General features: G+C 67.2%; 14 protein-coding genes. 4 read left to right on the forward strand and 10 right to left on the reverse strand.

The genetic code is table 11. The features are described from left to right. The first annotated feature begins 20 nt into the window (after window positions 1-20). Together H8B02_RS32510 and H8B02_RS32515 are read left to right on the forward strand one after the other, a co-directional pair. Window positions 21-1364 carry a bifunctional folylpolyglutamate synthase/dihydrofolate synthase gene (locus H8B02_RS32510; protein ID WP_229169974.1) on the forward strand — a complete coding sequence of 448 codons (1344 nt, stop codon included), beginning with the start codon at window positions 21-23 and terminating at the stop codon, window positions 1362-1364. Window positions 1365-1412: 48 nt separating this feature from the next. Then, window positions 1413-2153, forward strand: a complete 741-nt coding sequence (locus H8B02_RS32515) for a metallophosphoesterase family protein (protein WP_229169964.1) — start codon at window positions 1413-1415, stop codon at window positions 2151-2153. A gap of 57 nt (window positions 2154-2210) precedes the next feature. Here H8B02_RS32515 and trxA read toward each other — a convergent pair whose 3' ends face one another. The 4 genes from trxA to H8B02_RS32535 form a co-directional block, all read right to left on the reverse strand. Beyond that, complete coding sequence (trxA, locus tag H8B02_RS32520) at window positions 2211-2531, reverse strand: thioredoxin (RefSeq protein ID WP_016847387.1); 321 nt, start codon at window positions 2529-2531, stop codon at window positions 2211-2213. A gap of 114 nt (window positions 2532-2645) precedes the next feature. Beyond that, entirely contained in the window at window positions 2646-6122 is a 3477-nt protein-coding gene (addA, locus tag H8B02_RS32525) for a double-strand break repair helicase AddA (protein ID WP_229169965.1), read from the reverse strand. Then, window positions 6116-9262 (reverse strand): double-strand break repair protein AddB, encoded by a 3147-nt coding sequence (gene addB / locus H8B02_RS32530; RefSeq protein ID WP_229169966.1) that lies wholly within the window; start codon window positions 9260-9262, stop codon window positions 6116-6118. The genes addA and addB overlap by 7 nt, the downstream gene beginning before the upstream one ends. Window positions 9263-9345: 83 nt before the next feature. After that, window positions 9346-10422: a LysR family transcriptional regulator gene (locus tag H8B02_RS32535; protein ID WP_229169967.1), complete on the reverse strand. Its 1077-nt coding sequence runs from the start codon at window positions 10420-10422 to the stop codon at window positions 9346-9348. On the opposite strand from H8B02_RS32535, the gene H8B02_RS32540 reads away from it, so the two are divergent. Both H8B02_RS32540 and H8B02_RS32545 read left to right on the forward strand, forming a co-directional pair. Further along, window positions 10394-11296 (forward strand): bile acid:sodium symporter family protein, encoded by a 903-nt coding sequence (locus H8B02_RS32540; RefSeq protein ID WP_229169968.1) that lies wholly within the window; start codon window positions 10394-10396, stop codon window positions 11294-11296. The genes H8B02_RS32535 and H8B02_RS32540 overlap by 29 nt on opposite strands. Beyond that, window positions 11293-12306, forward strand: coding sequence for a DUF2891 domain-containing protein (locus tag H8B02_RS32545; RefSeq protein WP_229169969.1), 1014 nt, complete (start codon window positions 11293-11295; stop codon window positions 12304-12306). Before H8B02_RS32540 ends, H8B02_RS32545 begins: the two co-directional genes overlap by 4 nt. A 114-nt stretch (window positions 12307-12420) precedes the next feature. Here the strand turns inward: H8B02_RS32545 and H8B02_RS32550 are convergent, their stop codons facing one another. From H8B02_RS32550 to H8B02_RS32575, 6 genes are all read right to left on the reverse strand, one after another. Then, window positions 12421-13143, reverse strand: coding sequence for a nucleotidyltransferase family protein (locus H8B02_RS32550; RefSeq protein ID WP_229169970.1), 723 nt, complete (start codon window positions 13141-13143; stop codon window positions 12421-12423). A gap of 116 nt (window positions 13144-13259) precedes the next feature. Beyond that, the gene (locus H8B02_RS32555) at window positions 13260-13580 is read right to left on the reverse strand and encodes a PilZ domain-containing protein (protein WP_092120760.1); all 321 of its coding nucleotides are present in this window, start codon (window positions 13578-13580) and stop codon (window positions 13260-13262) included. A gap of 87 nt (window positions 13581-13667) precedes the next feature. Next, window positions 13668-15191 (reverse strand): tRNA (adenosine(37)-N6)-threonylcarbamoyltransferase complex ATPase subunit type 1 TsaE, encoded by a 1524-nt coding sequence (tsaE, locus tag H8B02_RS32560; protein ID WP_229169971.1) that lies wholly within the window; start codon window positions 15189-15191, stop codon window positions 13668-13670. Continuing rightward, window positions 15188-17698: a sensor histidine kinase gene (locus H8B02_RS32565; protein WP_229169972.1), complete on the reverse strand. Its 2511-nt coding sequence runs from the start codon at window positions 17696-17698 to the stop codon at window positions 15188-15190. The genes tsaE and H8B02_RS32565 overlap by 4 nt, the downstream gene beginning before the upstream one ends. Window positions 17699-18027: 329 nt before the next feature. Further along, window positions 18028-18486, reverse strand: a complete 459-nt coding sequence (dut, locus tag H8B02_RS32570; protein WP_229169973.1) for a dUTP diphosphatase — start codon at window positions 18484-18486, stop codon at window positions 18028-18030. After that, a partial coding sequence (locus H8B02_RS32575) for a phosphopantothenoylcysteine decarboxylase domain-containing protein (RefSeq protein ID WP_283842274.1) occupies window positions 18483-19024 on the reverse strand: 542 nt, incomplete at its 5' end. The genes dut and H8B02_RS32575, both read right to left, overlap by 4 nt.

Here is a 19024-nt window from a genome sequence, read left to right on the forward strand (position 1 = left end):
GTGCCGGCCGCGCCGCACGCGTGACCGCAAGCGCCGCCCCATCGCAACCCTCGTTCGAGGCGTTGATCGCGCGGATATCGGCGCTGCACCCGAAGCGCATCGATCTCAGCCTCGATCGCATGCGCGGCCTGATGGAGCGGCTCGATCATCCCGAGCGCAAGCTGCCGCCGGTGATCCATGTCGCCGGCACCAATGGCAAGGGTTCGACGATCGCCTATCTGCGCGCGATCCTCGAAGCCGCCGGCTTGCGCGTGCACGTCTTCACCTCGCCCTATCTGGTCCGGCTCAACGAATGCTACCGGCTGGGTGCCACGGGCGGCGGCAAGCTCGTCGGTGACGACGAGCTGCGCGCGACGTTCGAGCATTGCGAGCGCATCAACGCCGGCAACCCCATCACCATCTTCGAGATGGAAACCGCAGTCGCGTTCTGCCTGTTCGCAAAGCATCCGGCCGACGTGACGCTGCTCGAGGTCGGCCTCGGTGGCCGGCTCGATTCGACCAATGTGGTCGAGACGCCGCTGGCCTCGGTGATTACGCCGGTCAGCATGGATCACATGGAATTTCTCGGCGATACACTGACTTTGATCGCCGGCGAGAAGGCCGCGATCATCAAGCGCAAGGTGCCGGTGATCTCTGCCGAGCAGTCGCCGGACGCGATGGCGGTGATCGAGGCGGAGGCGAACCGCATGCGCGCGCCGCTGCATGCGGCCGGCCAGCAATGGCATGTCGGCGTCGAGCGCGGCCGGCTGGTCTATCAGGACGAACGTGGCTTGATGGATCTCGCCGCGCCAAAACTGTTCGGCCGGCACCAGTTCGACAATGCGGGCCTCGCGATCGCGACCTTGCGCGCGATCGACACGTTCAAGCTCAACATCGCGGCCTATGAGGCCGGCATCGTCAACGCGGAATGGCCGGCACGGATGCAGCGGCTGGTCTCAGGCAGCCTGGTCTGCCAGGGACCGCAGGGCTCCGAGGTCTGGCTCGACGGCGGGCACAATGCCGAGGGCGGCCGCGTTGCGGCGGCGGCGCTCGGCGATCTCGAGGAGCGCGTGTCGCGGCCGCTGGTCGTGATCACAGGCATGATGGCCAACAAGGATGCCAATGCCTTCCTCGCCAATTTCGCCGGGCTGACGCGCCACATCATCGCGGTCCCGGTGCCCGGCCGCGACAACGGCATGGCGCCGGACAAACTCGCCGATGCCGCGCGTGCGCTCGGCATGCGCGTCGAGATCTTATCCGGCGTCGACGCCGCGCTGCAACGGCTCGCCACGCTGGCCTACGAGGTGCCGCCGCGCATCCTGATCACCGGCTCGCTGTACCTGGCGGGTCCCGTGCTTGCGGCCAACGGCACGCCTCCTGCATAAGTGGTCCCGCGTCCCGGATGCGGTGCGCATGTGGGAGGACGAGACACCATGCGTTTTGCTGCGATCGCCGACGTCCACGGCAACCACCTCGCGCTTGAAGCCGTGCTGTCGGACATCCGTGCGCACGGCATTTCCGATATCGTCGATCTCGGCGACATGGTGAGCGGGCCGCTCGACGCCGGGCCGACCATCGACGTGCTGATGCAGCTCGATGCAGTCCATCTGCTCGGCAACCACGACCGCTATCTGATCGACCGCCCGCACGAGAAAATGGGTTCCTGGGAGCGCCTGACCTATACCCAGCTCGAGCCGCGGCATCTCGACTGGCTGCGCACGCTGCCGGCGAATGCCGTCTATCGCGACGGGGTTTTCCTCTGTCACGCCACACCGCAGGATGACGAAACCTATTGGCTCGAGACCGTGTTGCCGTGCGGCGAAGTCTGCATGTCCACGCTGGAATCGATTGAGGCGAGGGCGGCCGACGTGACGCAATCGCTGATCCTGTGCGCGCACACCCATACCGCGCGAGCCGTGCGGCTTCGCGATGGGCGGCTGATCGTCAATCCCGGCAGCGTCGGCTCACCCGGCTATCGCGCCGGCAAGCCGCATCCGCATGTCGTCGAGGCCGGTTCGCCCGATGCGCGCTACGCGATTCTTGAACAGGTCGGTCGCGACTGGGACGTCACCTTCCGCCACATCCCCTACGATCATGCGGCGATGGCAGCGCTGGCGCGGCGCAATGGCCAGGCCGAGCTCGCCTCGGCGCTGGCGACGGGTTGGATCAGGTAAAACAAAACGGCCGGCTTCTCGCCGGCCGTTTGCACAAATCAGCTAATTCGAAACAGATCAGACCGCAGCGGTGATCCACTGCTGCAGCTTGGCCTTCGGCGCGGCGCCGACCTGACGGGACGCCATCTCGCCGCCCTTGAAGATCATCAGGGTCGGGATCGACATCACGCCATACTTCGACGCGGTCTTCGGGCTCTCGTCGACGTTGAGCTTCACGATCTTGACCTTGTCGCCCATCGCGCCGGAAATCTCATCGAGAGCGGGCGCGATCATGCGGCAGGGTCCGCACCACTCGGCCCAGAAGTCGACGACCACCGGCCCGGTCGCCTTGAGCACTTCGGCTTCGAAATCGGCGTCAGAAACCTTGCCAACGGCCATGTGAGTACCTCGTTCGGTTGAGACAAAAGGGCGGTTGAGAATCGCGCCCGGGAGCATGGGGCAAACGTATGAATGCCCCCTTGCCGGGTCAAGCTCGCTCACGCCGTCATGAACTTATGCCAGCCCGGCGTCCAGCGCGGGGGCGGAAATCTCCATGATTTCAGGCGTTTCGGTCCAAAGCAGCGCCGCCCGGACGGGCAGCTGGGGATAAAGCTTCGCCAGCACGGCCCGGTAGAGCGCGAGTTGCCGGACATAGCCCCGTGGCGCCTCCGCGGCGGTCTTCGGCGGGGCGTGGTTGGTCTTGAAATCGACGATCAGGACGTCGTTTGGCGTCACCACCAGCCGGTCGATCTGGCCTGAGACCAGCGCCTTCTGCTGGCCCGGCCGCTCCAGCCGTCCGACGATCGAGACCTCCGCGCGGCTGCCGGGCGCGAACACGGCGGCGAAACGCGGATCGGCAATCAAGTCCAGCACCTGGTCTGCGAGCGCGGCTTGCTCCTCGTCGCTCCAGCCGTCGGCATTGCGCGCGAGGTAGCCAAGCGCGGCGGCGCGCCGTCGCTCAGTGGCAATTTCGGGCAACGATTGCAGCAGGCGATGCACCAGCGTGCCGCGTTGCAGGGCACGGGCGCGCAGCAGCACCGATTCGCCGGTTCGTATCGGGTGGCTGTCGCCATCAGCCGGATCGGACGGGCGCAGCACGCCTGCGGCGGAAGCTTCAGGTGCGGCCGCGGTCCGCAGCCAGGACGGCAGCGCGATCGGCTCTGCGGCCGTTGATGCAGCAGCGCCGGTGAGATCGGCGACGTCATCCGGCCGCGAATAGCGCATCACCTTGCCGGCCGGCGTCTCGAGCTCTTCGAGCTTGAGCCCGGAATTGGCAAGCCCCTTGGTGATCAGATCGTACCAGGAGGATTTCCGCACCGTGTTCATGTTGCCGGGCATGCAGCCGCCGACGATCAGCCGGTCGGCCGCACGGGTCATCGCGACGTAGAGCAGGCGGCGATATTCGTCCTCGGTGTCGCCGAGCATCGCCTTGCGCGCGTCGGCGACGTTGGGCGGATCCTCGGCCTTCTTGCCCGCCCACACCACGACGCCGGGCGCGTTCGGCGCCGCATTGCCCTGCGGCAGATGGATCAGCCGCAGCCGCTGCGTGTCCGACGGCGAGGTCGTGGTGTCGACCAGGAACACCACCGATGCCTCGAGGCCCTTGGCGCCGTGCACGGTCATCACGCGGACCTCGTCGCGCGAAATCTCCATGTCGCGCTTCACCTCGGTGTCGGCGGCGCGCAGCCAGGCGATAAAGCCCTGCAGCGAGGCCGGCGCCTTGCGCTCATAGCCCAGCGCGAGTTCGAGGAATTCATCGAGCGCGTCATTGGCCTCGTGGCCGAGCCGCCGCAGGATGCGCGCCCGTCCGCCATCGCCGCCGAGCAGCCAGGCGTAGAACGCGAACGGCGTCTCCTGGGTGAAGCGGCGCTCGCATTGTTCGAGGCGGCGCAGCGCGGCTGAAAGGCGTTCATCGGTCGGCGCCTGTGCGGCCAGCGCCTCGCGCAGCGCGCCGCGGCGCTGATACGCCAGCTTGAACAGGTCGTCGTCATTGAGGCCGAACAGCGGGCTCTTCAGCGCCACCGCGAGCGCGAGGTCGTCCTGCGGCAGCAGCAGCGCGTCGGCGAGGTTCATCAGGTCGATGATCGCGATGTGCTCGGTCAGCTTCAGCCGGTCGGCGCCGGCGACCGGGATGTTGGCGTGCTTCAGCGCCTGGATCACCGCGTCGAACGCGTTGCCGCGCCGCCGCACCAGGATCAGCATGTCGCCATAGCGTAGCGGCCGCCGACCGCCTTCACTGCCGGTCATGGTGCCGCTAGAGACGAGGCGCTTGATCTCGGCCTGGATGCGCCGTGCGAGCTTTACTTCTGGGCTGGTCACCGAGACGCCGTCGAACGGTGCGCGCCAGCCCTCGATGTCCTGGCGGTCATCGGCGACCGCGAGATCCCAGAGCTCGATCAGGCTGGGGCCGGCGTCGGCCATCGCATTGTGGATCGGATAGCCGTTCTCGACCGCATGGATGCTGCGGAAGATCTCCTGCTCGCGGAACACATGGTCGACCGAATGCAGGATGACCGGCCCCGAGCGGAACGAATAGGTGAACGACACCGGATCGAATTTCAGCCCGGCCTCCTCGAACCGCCGTTTCAGCTCGCGCCGCCGCAGGTCGAACTCGCGTGGTGCTGCGCCCTGGAACGAGAAGATCGACTGCTTCTCGTCGCCGACCGCGAACACCGTGCGTACCAGGCCGTCGCGCGCGCCGGCGCCGGAGGTGAATTCCGAGATGATGTGCGCGACGATGTCCCATTGCCGCGGGCTGGTGTCCTGCGCCTCGTCGATCAGCACGTGATCGACGCCGCGGTCGAGCTTGTAATGCACCCAGCCCGAGGAGACGCGGTCGAGCATCGCCAGCGTCTTGTCGATCAGATCGTCATAGTCGAGCAGGCCGCGCTCCAGCTTTTCGCGCCGGTAGTGCGCGGCCGCCGCGGTCGCGATGTGAATCAGCGCCTCGGTGCGGTCGCGCGCGACCACGGCACGCCTCCGCTCGATCAACGGACCGAGCCGGTCGACCTCCGCCTCGAACCGGTGGCCTGCGACGGCATTCTTCTTGATGAAGTTGTTGGTGACGACAGACGCGCGCGGCGCGCGGTCATCGGTCAGGAAGACGCCGAGATATTCGTCGACCTGGGCCGCGCCGGTAAAGGTCAGCGCGCTCCGCAGCCGCTCGGCCTGCTTTTGATCCGCCTTGCTGCTGGTGTCGAGGAGCGTCGCCATGTCCTTCCAGCTCGACCGCGGCAGGTTCGGCCCGTCGACGATCTCGCGCTCGACATCCTCGATGCGAATATCGGAGGAGACGCCGAGCGCGGCCGACGTCTGCGCGGCGGCGGCCGCGGCGTTGCCGGCGGCATCGGTCCAGGCCATGAAATGATCGCGGCTGAGGCAGGCCTCACGGACCACCTCCTTGAAGGTGACGTCGGCGGCGTTTGCCATCGCCGTCCGCAGCGCGCGGCCGATGGGACTGTCGGGAATCCGCGACGCCTCTAGGAACACCGCGAGATTGGCGCGTTCCATCATCTCGTTCTGGTCGCGGTCGTCGAGCACGGCGAAGCGCGCCGGCACGTTGGCCTCGAACGGGAACTGCTGCAGCAGGCGGGTGCACAGCGCGTGGATGGTCTGGACCTTCAACCCGCCGGGCGTTTCCAGCGCGCAGGCAAACAGTTTGCGTGCCTCGCGCCGCAGCGTGGCGCTGGGATGTGCGATGCCGGCCTCACGGATTGCGGTATCGAGCGCTGCGTCGTCGAGCGTCACCCAATGGCCGAGCGTCGTGAACACGCGTTCGGCCATGTTGGCCGCCGCAGCCTTGGTGAAGGTGATGCAGAGGATCTTCTCCGGCGGCACGCCCGACAGCAGCAGGCGGATGACGCGCTGGACCAGCACGTGGGTCTTGCCCGAGCCGGCATTGGCCGACACGAAGGTCGACGCCTTCGGATCGGACGCGCGCGCCTGCGCGTCGCGCACCGCAGGCGGGATGGGTCTGATAGCCTTCACCATTCCTCGATCCCCAGGCCGCCGGCGGCGGACCATTCCTTGATGCGCGCGAGATCGTCATAGGCGCCGTAACGGTTCGCCCACATCGAGAGGTTCAGCGAGGTGTAGGCCTGCTGCTCGTCGTCGAATGCGCGGATCAAGGCTTCCAGCTTGTGCCGTGCGCTGTCGGCGGCTTCATCGGGCGGCTGCGGCGTGTCGTTGGTCTTGATCTTCAGCTCCAGCGAACGCTGCTCGCCCGGAGGATTGTTGCCGCTCAGCCTGACATAGATGAGGTCGCCGACCGAGGAGTCCGCCGGAATGTCGGCAAAGCCGCCCTCGCGCAGGATCGCGGCTTCCAGCGTGAGCTGCGGCGACAGGCCCATGCGCACCTGCTTGCCGGTCGGCGGCTGGCCGGTCTTGTAGTCGAGGATCGCAAAGCGGCCGTCAGCATGCCGCTCGATGCGGTCGGCGCGCGCGGAGAGGGTGAATGTCCTGGCATCGTCGAGGGGGATGCCGATCTCGCCGCGGATCTCGGCCTTGATCGAATCGATATTGCCGCGCCGGGCCTGCTCCCATTCGGCAAACCACGCCGCGATGCGCTGGAAGCGCGGCCACCACAGCGCGCGCGCCTCGGGCCGCTCCATCAGCGGCGCAAAATGCTTGGCCCCGATGTCGCGCAGCGCGCTCTTGATGTCGTCAGGCAGCGCGTCGGCATAAACCTGTGTGAACTCGCCGAGCGATTCGTGGATTGCGGAGCCGCGATCCGCCGCCGACAGCGGCATGTCGACCGGATCGAGCGGATCGAGCTTCAGGATGTAGCGCGCATAGATCGTGTAGGGATCGCGCAGCCAGTCCTCGATCGCGGTGACCGACATTTTCAGCGGCCGCGCCTCGCGCGGCGGCCGCGGCTCCGGCTGCGGGATCGGCTGGACTGTATCGGGCCGGTCGAGCTCGGCGGCGTATTGCACGAAAGCTTCGCCGGCCGATGTCGCCGCCTTCCAGCGCGCCTCGCCCGCCACCGCTTCGAGCCGATGCAGGAAGCGCGAGGCGACCGCCGGCGCGCCCCCGACCTTGGCCGCATGGGTGAGGATCACCTCGTCATGGCCGAGCAGCTGGGCAAAGTCGTGCGCGGAGAGGCCGATGCGTCGTTCGGGGAGATCGAGCCCGAGCTCGTGCCGCATCGGTCGGCTCAGCCACGGATCGATCCGCGGCGCCGGCGGCCAGACGCCCTCTACCAGACCGCCGAGGATGACGCGATCCGACTCGGTCAGACGCGCCTCGAGCTGGCCGAAGATGTTGAGTTGCGCGCGCGCCGATTCCGGCCGCCGCACCATGCGATCGGCGAACGCGGTCTGGAACACCTCGGGATAATCGGCGAGCGGTGTCATCAACCCGCTCGGCTGCTGCTTGGCGAGCAGCTCGTCGAAGGCGGACGCAAGCGATGCCCCTGCTCGCTCCTCGAACACGATTGCAACGCCGTTCTGGTCGGCCGCCAGCGCGATCAGCGCCTCGCGGTGACGCGCGGCCAGCTCGGCGAAGTCATATGGTTTCGAGGACGCCATGCCTTCCAGCGGCGCCAGCGCCGCCTGCAATCTGGCGATCAGGTCCTGGGCCTGGTTGAGCTCGTTGTCGCGCAGCCGGGCGCGCGGCTCCATGGCGTGCAGCGATGAGGTCTCGCCGCCATGCAGCTTGACGAGCTCGGCGCGGAAGCGGGCGAAGTCGCGCGTGAGGCCGCTGGTCGCAGCTTGCGGCCGCGTGCCGCGGAGCAGCGCGATCTCCAGCACCTCGATCGCGCGCTTCAGCGCGCCATGGGCGCCGCCGAGCCGGAACAGCGGATGCTTGAGCAGCGCGAGCAATGTCGGCGGTTCCAGCCCTTTGGCCGCAGCCTCTGCGGTGAGGCGGGCGAACACACCGGGTGGCGTTTCCATGAGCGCATCGCCGCCGGAATCGTCGAACTCCAGCTTCCAGCGCGTCAGCGAGGCCATCACGCGGCGTGCCAGCGCGCGATCCGGCGTCACCAGCGCAGCCGATTTGCCGAGATGCCGCGCCTCGCGCATCGCGACCGCGATCGCCAGCGCTTCCATTTCCGGATTGGGGGCTTCGACCACCGTGAGATTGGTCATCCCGGCGGAAATCCGCGCCACGATCTCGGGCCGTTCCAGCCGGTCGTGCCATTGCGCGGTTGCGGTCGACGGCCGCGTCGTCTCCGACACCAGCACCTCGCGGCCGAGCGGCGCAGGCTGAGCAAGGCTCTCGACGTCGCGGCGCTTGATCCCGAAGCGGTCGAGCAAGGCGTGCATCGCGAATTGCGGGTGGTTCGACGAAGGCGGCGTGGTGAACCTGCCGTCGTCGCCGCGTTCGCCGCCGATGGTGTCCCAGGAATCTTCGTCGAGATCGGTGTCGAGTCCAGGCAGCACCACGGCGCCGTTCGGAAGCTTCGCCACCGCGTGGAGGAATTTTGCGGTGGCCGGCATCGAGCCGGTCGAACCGGCCGCGATCACTGGGCCGGCATGATGCGCCGTGAGTCGCGCCGCCTCCGCCTCGATCAGGAGATCGCGGCGCGCCGCGGGCTCGATCCGGCCGATCTCCTTGAGGTAGTTCGGCCACGTATCGCGCGCGATGCGCAGGAAGTCGAGCGAATGCTGCCAGTATTTGTCGAGCTGGTCCGGCACCAGGCGGTCGAGCGCGCGCCAGTCGACGCCGCGCGTCACCATGTCGTCCATCAGCCGCGCCAGGTCGCCGGCGAGTTGCAGCGTCGAGGCCGGGCCGCCGACCACCAGCGGCGCCGACACCGGCGTCTTCGCCCAGGCCGCGACCAGATGGGCCAGCGTCAGCCGGCGCTCGAGCTCGCCGAGCCTTGGCGGGATCTCCAGCGGCGCAGCGCCGCCAACGTCGTCGCCCTGGTCGGCGAAAGCGAGCTCGTCCTCATCGATCTCGCCGAGCGCGACGATGCGCGGCAGCACCGCGGCGTCGGAATCGAGCACATCGAGGAAGATTTCGCGCGCCAGCCGTCCGGCGCGGCGGGTCGGCAGATAGAGCGTGGCGCCGGCGAGCTTTGCGGGATCGCTCTGCGCCTCGAAACCCGCGACCAGCCGGCCATCGACCAGCGCCGAAATGACGGTGCGCAGGAACGGCGCAGAGACGGGAACGCTGAAAACGCGCATGGGCTGCCTGGTTCGAATCAGGCGCCAATATAGGGAGCGGCGGCCGTCGTTAGCCACCCCTGCGGGTCAGCCATCACCGCTGATTATCGCAGCCGGCCGGCGCAGCGATCGACGGCATCCAGGAACCAGCGCAGCGCCGGATCTTCAGTCGCGCGGACTGTATGGATCAGGTCGATTGCGAAGGCCGGGATGTCGATCGGCGGCATCACGACGGCAATTTCGGCGAGATGCGTGAAGCGGCGGGCGACGCGCTCGGCCATCGTGGCGATCAGATCGGTGCCGGCCACGGCGAAGGGAACGGCCACCACATGCGCCAGCGTCACGGCCACCCGTCGCTTTAGCCGATGGCGCGCCAGCAGCGCGTCGATCACGCTCGGCAGCCCATCGCCGCCGGCCGCGGAGAACAGCGCGTGCGGCAGGGTTGCGTAATCTTCTAGGCTGAGCGCCTCCGATCGGCTTGCGCGCGCGCCATCGCGGATGCAAACGAAGCGTTCCTCGAACAGCCGGTGCCGGACGCAGCGGGGCGAGTCCGGCAGATGGCCGCCGATCAGTGCATCGAGTTCGGCGCGCGCGAGCTTCGCCAGGGCCGCCGACGCGTCGGTCAGCGGGCGCACGGCAAGGTCGATGCCCGGCGCCTCCATGCGCAACAAGCGGCTCAGTTCCGGCACCAGAACGAGGTCGCCGTAGTCGGTCGCCGCGATGGTGAAGCGCCTTCGCGCGGTGGCCGGATCGAAGCCCGGATCGGGCGCCAGTGCGCCCCTGATTTGCCGTAACGCCTCTCCGATCGGCCCGGCCAGGGCCAGTGCCTTTTCGGTCGGCTGCATGCCCGCGCCGGCGCGCAGGAACAGTTCGTCCGCAAACAGCGCGCGCAGCCTCCGCAACGCGCTGCTCATCGACGGCTGGGCGAGGCCAATGCGCTCGGCCGCTCGGGTGACGTGGCGCTCCTCCATCAACGCCTCGAAGGCGACCAGCAGGTTGAGATCGACGGCGGCTAAATTCATCACGGCAATAATGCTTATAACAATAATCGATTTCAACAATGATTTGCACAAGCCTACGGTCGCGACTGACACGACGATGAGGCGGAAAGACTTGAGACGTTCAGACTTGGGACGATCATTCGCGAAGCTGATGCCGCGCGGGCCGACCTTGCTGATCATCGGCGTGCTGGCCGGGCTGGCTTTCCCGGCCCTGGCGGACAGCGTGCGCCCGCTGATGGCGGCAGCGATCTTCGTCCTGGTCCTCGGGACCTTTCTCCAGGTCGACGGCGCGGCGTTCCGGCGTGCGCTGGGGCGTCCGCTGGTCTCGCTGCTGTTGCCGACGCTGGCGATGCTGGCCTGTCCGCTTGCGGTCGGCTTCGCGGCGCGCGGCGCCGGATTTCGGCCGGAGCTGATCGTTGCGCTGGTGCTGTCGGTGTGCGCGCCGCCATCGACCGGCACGGCGGCAGTCGCGCGCATGCTCGGCTTCGACGCGACCGTTCCATTGGCCGTGACGCTGCTGTCGATGGCGCTGGCCCCGATCACGGTTCCGCTGATCGCAGCGGGATTTGCCGATCTTGCGCTCGATCCGCTGGCGCTCGCCGTGCGGCTGGCGCTGCTGGTCGTCGGCGCCGGCGCGCTGGCGTTGCTGCTTCGCCGTCAGGCTGCTGCACAATTGGTGCGGCATTCGCGCACCATCGACGCGCTTGTGCTCGCCTCACTGTTGCTGTTCGCCATTGCCACCATGGCCGGAGTGCGTGCGCAGATCGCAGCGGACCCGGCCACCGCGCTGAGCTTTGTCGGCCTTGCCTTCGCCTGCAATCTTGCCCTGCAAGCGCTTGGCGCGCTGCTGACGCCGGGTCCGCTGGCCGAGCGGTTGACCACGGGCCTCATTCTGAGCAACCGCAACGTCGGACTGGTCTGGTCGGCGATGGGCGCGGCGGTGTCGCCGATGACAGCACTGTTCTTCGCCGCCACGCAGTTTCCGATCTATATGATGCCGCGCCTGATCGAGATGCTGGTTCGGCGCGAGCGAAAGGAGAAAGCCCCGTCATGAGCGAGACGATCCTGATCGAAGACCTCGCCGTCCGTTTCGCCCACATCGCGCTCGGCCATGTCACGCGCGAGTATCCGAACAAGCCGGATCATGTGCTGGCGGGGCCGCAGGACGCACGCACGCCGCGCGAACTGCATCCGGTGTTCTTCGGCAGCTACGACTGGCACTCCTGCGTCCACAGCTACTGGATGCTTGCCCGGCTGCTGCGCCGCTATCCGGCATCCGAAGCGGCGAGTGAGATCCGCGCCTTGTTTGACGCTCAGTTCGTTCCGGAGAAGGTTGCCGCCGAATGCGCCTATCTCGCGGCCCCGACTGCGCGCGGCTTCAAGCGGCCTTACGGCTGGGGTTGGCTGTTGAAGCTTGCGGCGGAGCTAGCGCTGTTCCACGAAACGCGATGGCGCGAGCAAATCGCGCCGCTTGCCGGGATTTTCGCGCAGCGCTTCCGCGATTTCCTGCCGCTCGCCACCTATCCGGTGCGGGTCGGCACGCATTTCAACACCGCGTTCGGGCTTCGCATGGCCGCCGATTACGCCGCAGTGACGCAGGACGATGCGCTCAGTGCGCTGTTACGCGCGACGGCGCTGCGCTGGTACGGCGCCGATCAGGATTGCCCCGCCTGGGGTGAGCCGAGCGGCGATGATTTCCAGTCATCCGCGTTGATCGAGGCGGAATGCATGCGCCGGCTGCTCGCGCCGGGCGACTTCCTGCCCTGGTTCGACCGCTTCCTGCCGCAGCTCGCGCAACGCGCGCCCGCAACTCTGTTCCGGCCCGCAACGGTCACCGATCGGTCAGATGGCAAGCTGGCGCATCTCGATGGGCTCAATCTCAGCCGGGCATGGTGCTGGCGCGCGCTGGCCGGCGCGTTGCCGGAAGGCGATGCGCGGCGCCCGATCCTGCAGGATGCCGCGCGAGGCCATCTCGACGCCGGCCTGCCGCATATTGCCAGCGACTATATGGGCGAACACTGGCTCGCGAGTTTTGCAGTGCTCGCGATCGACAGCGATGATTGATGGCAGCGTCGTCTAGAGCATTTTCGGTTCTGATTGATCAGAACCGAAGCTCTAGGTTCTTGTTTTGACGCGTTTTCTTCACGCGAACCGGCGTCCACTTCGCTCGAAAACGCTCTAAGCGACGCTTTCGAGGAAAGCTTCTTCCGCGGCCAGGATCGCGTCGGGGGTCCCGACATGCATCCAGACGCCGTCGAGGCGCAGGCCGAACAGCCGTTCCTGCTCGTTGACGCGGTCGAACATCTTGGTCAGCGAGAATTCGCCGGCGGGGGCGTCGGCGAACAGCGCAGGCGACATGATCGCGGCGCCGGCATAGACGAACGGCACCACCTGGTTCTCCCGCCGCTTGCGCAGCGCGCCGTCCGGCAACATCGAATAGTCGCCGCGGCCGCTATAGCCGATGCTCGAGGCGGTCGGCGCCATCAGCAGCAGAATATCCATCCGCGCGGGATCGAAGGTCTCCGCCAGCCGCGCCAGATTGGAGCGCACGCCGTCGATCCACATCGTGTCGGCATTGAGATGGAAGAACGGCGCATCGCCGAGCAGCGGCAGCGCCTTCACCACCGCGCCGCCGGTGCCGAGCACCTGGTCGCGCTCGTCCGAGATGATCACGTGCGGGCGGCTGCGGGTCTTGACGTGCTCGATGATCTGGTCGGGCAGGTAATGCACGTTCACGACCGCTTCGCTGACGCCGGCGCCGGCGAGCTTGTCGAGCACATGGTCGAGCAGCGGCTGGCCTGCGACGCTCACCAGCGGCTTCGGCATCGTGTCGGTCAGGGGGCGCATGCGCACGCCGAGGCCCGCAGCGAGCACCATAGCCTTGTGGGGAGTGACGGGCATTTTCCTGATATTCTCGGTCATCATCTCTCGGCGCCGATCATATCACGGCGATTCGGCAAGCGCATCGATCAGACGCCATAGTCACGGGACATGACGGCCGTAAGACGGCAAATGGCCTAGACGTCGGCAGCTTGCGCGCCGCGTCTGGCAGTTTTCTTCTTCTTGTCGCCTTGTTTAAGGAAGTTGACGCCGATCTGGTCGCCGTTGACCCACGCCAACTCGCAGCGGCGATAGGCCAATCCCGTGGACGACAGCAGCAGAAAAAACTCCTTCAGGTTCAGGCCCTCGACCGAGCCGTCGACGGAGAGCTTGGCGCCCGTCTCCGACACGTCTTCCATGGTGCAGTCGCGCCGCCAGGTGCCGTCAATGCCCATCATGTGCGCGGCTATGCCGCGCTCAAACGTGACACGATCGCCCTTGCGTCGTTCCGTCCCCATCGTGTGGTCCTGCTCCCGATCCGGCCGCGCCCTGGATGAAAAGCGGCCTCCGCAACCTTAGGAGACCCAAGGCTAACAACCCGTAAACTAAGGTACCGGAGGAGGGACGTTGGCTGTGTACCAGATGCGGAAGGTGGCCAGCGCCGGATGGGCCAGCGACCGTTCAAGATAGGTCCAGATCCGTGGCTGGTGCTTCAGATATTGTGGCTTGCCGTCGCGGCGGTTGAGCCGCGCAAAGGTGCCGAGCAGACGGGTGTTGCGCTGCGCCGACATGATCGCATAGAGCTCGGCGAAGCCTGCGGGATCGAAGCTCTCGTCGGTCGCGCGCCGCGCCTTGATGTAGCGCGTCAAGAGCGACAGCTCGAGCTGCTCGGGCACGTCGATCCGCGCATCCTGCAATAGCGACACCACGTCATAGGCCGCAGGGCCGAGCAGCGCGTCCTGGAAGTCGATGACGCCGACCCGCAGGATGCCGGTGCGCTCGGCAAGCCAGATGATGTTGGGCGAATGGAAGTCGCGGATCACCCAGGTCTGCGGCGCCGCGGCGGGCTTCTGCAGAAGGCCGCGCCACATCCCGAGGAATTCGGTGCGGAGCTCCTCGTCCGGCTGCACGCCGCGGTCGGGCAAGTACCATTCCAGCATCAGTCCGATCTCGATCAGCCAGGCGTCGATATCGAACACGGGGATGTCGTAGCTCTCGTCTGATGTCACCGGCAGCGTGTCCGGCAGCGCCTCGCGATGCAACGCCGCCAGCATGTCGACGGCGGCCTCGTAACGCTCGGCGATCGGCTGCGGCGGATCGCCCTCGATCACGCCTTCGGCGCCGAGATCCTCGGTGATCAGGAAGCCGGATTCGAGATCGATGTGGCGGATCGCGGGTGCGGAGAAGCCATGCTTGCGCAGGCCGTTTCCGATTGCGACGAACGGCCGGACATCTTCGGCGAGATGCACCGCTGCGCTGTAGGACCTGCCATTGTAGATCGCCGGGCCGTCGGGGCGGCGCGGCGAGTTCATCAGGATGACGCTGCCGTCGTCGTTGCGCAGTCGCGCATAGGAGCGCGTCGACGCATCGCCCGGCATGCGCTCGCGCCGGGCGTTGAGGAAGCCGCCGCGCTCGAGGAACTGGCGCAGCTCGTTGAGCCGCGCAACCTTCGCCGCGCCCTTGCCATGGCCGGTGATTTCGGCCGCGCGTGCGGCCGATCCGAGCGCCGGGCGGTGGCTGAACGCGATGTCGATGCGATCAGTGGGCATGGCGTCCGGCGCGCGTTCCGGCCACTCGATCAGCGCCACGATGTCGTCGGGCAATGGCGACAGCCCGATCTCCTCGAGTTCGCTGGCATCGTTGATGCGATAGAGGTCGGCATGAAGCAGCGGAAACGACGGCAGCTCGTAGCTCTGCGCCAGCGTGAAGGTCGGGCTCGGCACTTCGAGCGTCTCGTCGGTGGCGAGGTAGCGGATCAGTGCGCGAGCGGCCGCAGTCTTGCCGGCGCCGAGGTCGCCCGACAGCGTGATGACGTCGCCGGCGCCGATCAGGAGCGCGAGGTCGGCCATCAGCTCGGCCGTCGCGGTTTCGTTCGCGAGCGCCACCGAGAATGTCGAGGTCGCCGTCATTCCGCGGCGTTGCGATGTGCGGTCTGGTCGATCGGGAAGTCGCAGGTCACGGTCGTGCCGCGGCCTACGGTCGAATCGACGCGCACCCGTCCGCCATGCAGTTCGACAAAGGAGCGGACCAGCGACAGGCCGAGCCCCGCGCCCCGATGCCGCGAGCCGTGGGAATGGCTCTCGAACCAGTTGAAGACCTTGTCGCGCATCTCGGCCGGAATGCCGGGACCGGCGTCGGTCACCGAAAACACCACGCTGTGCTCGGTGCGGTGCGCGCTGATCGCGACGGTGGCGTCATGCGGCGAGAAGCCGACCGCGTTGGCGAGCAGATTGTAGAGCACCTGCACCACGCGCCGCTCGTCGCCGACGAAGGCGCCGACGTTGGGCTCGATATCGACCTTCAGCGTGATGCGGTCGGTCGCGAGACGGTCCTGGATGCCTTCGGCGGCGGCCTCGATCGCCTGGCCGATATTGACCGGGCCGAGCTCGAGCTTCATCGCGCCGGCGTCGATGGTGGCGAGATCGAGAATGTTGTTGGTCAGCGCCAGCAGCGCGTTGGTCGATTTGGTGACGTAGTCGAGATATTCGGCCTGCTTCGGCGTCAGCGGTCCGGTCGAGGGATCGCTGAGGAAATGCGCGAAGCCGATGATGGTGGTGAGCGGCGCGCGCAGCTCGTAGGAGACGTGGTGGACGAAATCCACCTTCATCTGGTCGGCGGCTTCCAGCGCCTCGTTGCGCTCGCGCAGCGCCCGCTCGACATTCTCGGTGTCGGTGATGTCCTGGAACGCCAGCAAGGTCTTGCCGTCGGGTAGCGGGATGGTCATGCAATTCAGCACGCTGCCGTCCTTGCGCTCCAGCTTGAGCGCGACCTGGGCGCGGTTCTCGATCGCGGTGATCTGCTCGCGCAGCGTCCGCCAGGTCAGCGCGTCATCGAACAGCGGCCGGCACAGCGCTTCCACCGCCTCGATGTGCGGTTCGCCCTGCAGCGCGTCGGCCGGCAGCTTCCACATCTTGGCGAACGGCGGGTTGAACAGCTCTGCGCGGCCGTTGCTGCCGAACACCGCGACCGCTTCGCCGAGATTGTCGAGGGTCTCGCGCTGCACCCGCGTCAGGCGGTCGTAGCGGCGCGCGAGGTCGAGGCTCTCGGTGACGTTGTCGAACAGATAGGTGACGCCGCCCTCGAGGTTCGGCGTGGTGACGACGCTGATGGCGCGGCCGTCGGGCAGGAACCAGGTGTAGGTCTCGGATTCGACCGCGCGATAGGCCTCGTGCAGCTTGGCCTTCCAGGCGCGGAAGTCCGGCTGCTCGGGCAGCTTGCGGTTGGCGCGCAGCCGGTCCAGCACGCTGGAATCGTCGGGATTACTGTCGAGGAAGGCCTGGTCGAGGCCCCACAGCCGCCGGTAGGATTCGTTGTAGAAGGTGAGCCGCCGGTCGGCATCGAACACGGCGACGCCCGAGGACAATTGGTCAAGGGTGCGCCGGTGCGCGTCGACCATCCGCGCGATCGCCGCGCGCAGCGCTGCGGCTTCGCTGGCGTCGATCGCGATGCCGGCGCTGCCGCCGGAGAGCTTGAGCGCCTGGACGTCGTAGATCCGCCGCTCGCCGCTGACCACGATCGGCAGCCGTGCGGCGTAATTGGCATTGTCGTTCAGCGCGCGGGTCAGCTCGGTGCGCTGGTCGCTTTCGAGCAGTTCGAGGTTGCGCTGCAGCGCGTCCGACACGCTCTTGCCCTCGGTGGCGCGGACATAGGCCGCGTTGGCGTAGCGCAGGTTGCCCTCGAGGCTCTTGGCCCAGATCGGCCATGGCGCGGCGGCGGCGAAATCGCGCAGCAGCTCGGTCTCCTCCTGCAGCGTCTTGTAGCGCAGGTTGGATTCGGCAAGCTCGCGGCGCAGGCCGCCGAGCTCGCGGATCCGCACGATGGCCTGGCCGCCGATCGCGCGGCCCATCGCCTCGATGGCACGGCCGGCCGAGGTCGAGAGGTTGAGCAGGAATGCCTCGCCCTTCTCGCGCAACGCGTCGACCGCGTGGTCCATCTGCAGCGCCGGCTCGGGCGGCAGCCAGGTTCCGAAGGCGAGGATACGTTGCGGCGCGCTTTCCTGCGACATCACCAGCGAGACGTCGCCCGAGATCTGCGGCCGGTTGTCGCCCGCGGCCCAGGAGATCAGGACCTGCGGTTCGACGAACAACAGCGCGCGCAGCCGGTCCGATTGCGCCTGCAGGTCCGTGATCTCGGACTGCAGCTGCTCCTCGTTCCTTGTGGCGCGCAGGCGGGTGCGCATCAAAAGGATCGCGGCGACGGCCGAGAAGCCGACCAGCGCGAACGACGTCGCGAGAACCGCGACCTCCTGATGATTGAAGCCGAAATGATCCGACATTGCCTGGGCGACCAGGCTTTCGGCGGCAAACGAGGCGCGGGCCGGCAGCAATGCGGTGATGGCGAGCCCAAGCATGCCGTCGCGCGCCAGTGAGGTGCATGACAGCAGGGTTCGACGCATTGCCGCGACTACGCCCGACATATGTTGCCCCAGAACGCACAAACCTTAAGGCATGATCCGGAAAACAGGAGACCGGTGTTCCCCCACGGCAAACGTATAACGTTTGTCCTCCGGGGATCATGCCCAAGCAGGACCCAACAGCCCGACGAAGACCCCCCGTCGCGCTCGAATCAATCCAGAATAGTCCCAACCGGACTCGGCGAGTAAGAGTCCAGACCGTGAACGCAGAATCCGCTGTGAAAAAATGCGGCGGCTGATGTGGATTTTACGCGAATTGACTCCGTATTCGCGCGGAGAGCGCGCCCGAAGCGTGATCTCCCGGAGCCGGCCGCACACTTCTCCGGTCGCGTCTAGCGTCCGGTCGAGCCGAAGCCGCCATTGCCGCGATCGGTCGGCGACAGCACGTCGACCGGAACCAGCTCGGCCCGGGTGACCGGCGCGATCACCATTTGCGCGATGCGCTCGCCGCGCCGGATCGAAAACACCTCCTGGCCGTGATTGATCAGGAGCACATTGATTTCGCCGCGATAGTCGGCGTCGATCGTGCCGGGCGAGTTCAGCACCGTGACGCCGTATTTGGCGGCAAGGCCGGAGCGCGGCCGCACCTGCGCCTCATAGCCCGGCGGCAGCGCGATCGTCAGCCCGGTCGGAACCATCTCGTAACGGCCCGGCAGCAGCAGCAGCGGCGCCGACCGTGGCACCGCGGCCAGCAAATCGAGCCCGGCGGCGTCAGCGGTCTGATAGATCGGCAGCAGAAGATCTGCGCCATGCGGCAATTGGTGGACTTCGACCTTGATGGTGGCGCTCACGATGCGGTCCCTACGGCTCTTGCGATGCGCGACACCAGCGCGCTCGCGACTTCTTCCTTGGTCATGACCGGCCAGGAATCGACGGTGACGTCCTTGCCCTCGCGCGAGAGCAGGTGAACGGTGTTGCGGTCGCCGCCCATCACGCCGGTCGCCGGCGAGACGTCGTTGGCGACGATCCAGTCGCAGCCCTTGCGCGCGAACTTCGCCTTGGCGTTCTCGATCAGATGCTCGGTCTCGGCGGCAAAGCCGATCACCAGCGGCGGCCGCTTCTCCTTCAGCTTGGAGATCGTCGCCAGGATGTCGGGGTTCTCGACGAGCTGCAGCGGCGGCATCCCGGCCGAGGTCTTTTTCAGCTTCTGGCTGCCTTCGGTGGCGACCCGCCAGTCGGCGACCGCGGCGGCAAAGATCGCGACGTCGACCGGCAGCGCGGCCTCGACCCGGTGCAGCATGTCGCGCGCGGACTCTACCCGCATGACGGAGATGCCCTGGGGATCGCCGAGCTCGACCGGGCCGGTCACCAGCACGACCTCGGCGCCGG

The sequence above is a fragment of the Bradyrhizobium altum genome (assembly GCF_020889705.1).
GTDB classification, from domain to species: Bacteria; Pseudomonadota; Alphaproteobacteria; order Rhizobiales; family Xanthobacteraceae; genus Bradyrhizobium; species Bradyrhizobium altum.

Coding starts and splice junctions, on each gene's coding strand:
- addA (WP_229169965.1), bottom strand. CDS start 6,122: ATGGTGAAGGCTATCAGACCCATCCCGCCTGCGGTGCGCGACGCGCAG.
- addB (WP_229169966.1), bottom strand. CDS start 9,262: ATGCGCGTTTTCAGCGTTCCCGTCTCTGCGCCGTTCCTGCGCACCGTC.
- trxA (WP_016847387.1), bottom strand. CDS start 2,531: ATGGCCGTTGGCAAGGTTTCTGACGCCGATTTCGAAGCCGAAGTGCTC.
- H8B02_RS32545 (WP_229169969.1), top strand. CDS start 11,293: ATGAGCGAGACGATCCTGATCGAAGACCTCGCCGTCCGTTTCGCCCAC.
- tsaE (WP_229169971.1), bottom strand. CDS start 15,191: ATGACGGCGACCTCGACATTCTCGGTGGCGCTCGCGAACGAAACCGCG.
- H8B02_RS32535 (WP_229169967.1), bottom strand. CDS start 10,422: ATGATCAGCAAGGTCGGCCCGCGCGGCATCAGCTTCGCGAATGATCGT.
- H8B02_RS32565 (WP_229169972.1), bottom strand. CDS start 17,698: ATGTCGGGCGTAGTCGCGGCAATGCGTCGAACCCTGCTGTCATGCACC.
- H8B02_RS32540 (WP_229169968.1), top strand. CDS start 10,394: ATGCCGCGCGGGCCGACCTTGCTGATCATCGGCGTGCTGGCCGGGCTG.
- H8B02_RS32515 (WP_229169964.1), top strand. CDS start 1,413: ATGCGTTTTGCTGCGATCGCCGACGTCCACGGCAACCACCTCGCGCTT.
- H8B02_RS32555 (WP_092120760.1), bottom strand. CDS start 13,580: ATGGGGACGGAACGACGCAAGGGCGATCGTGTCACGTTTGAGCGCGGC.
- H8B02_RS32550 (WP_229169970.1), bottom strand. CDS start 13,143: ATGCCCGTCACTCCCCACAAGGCTATGGTGCTCGCTGCGGGCCTCGGC.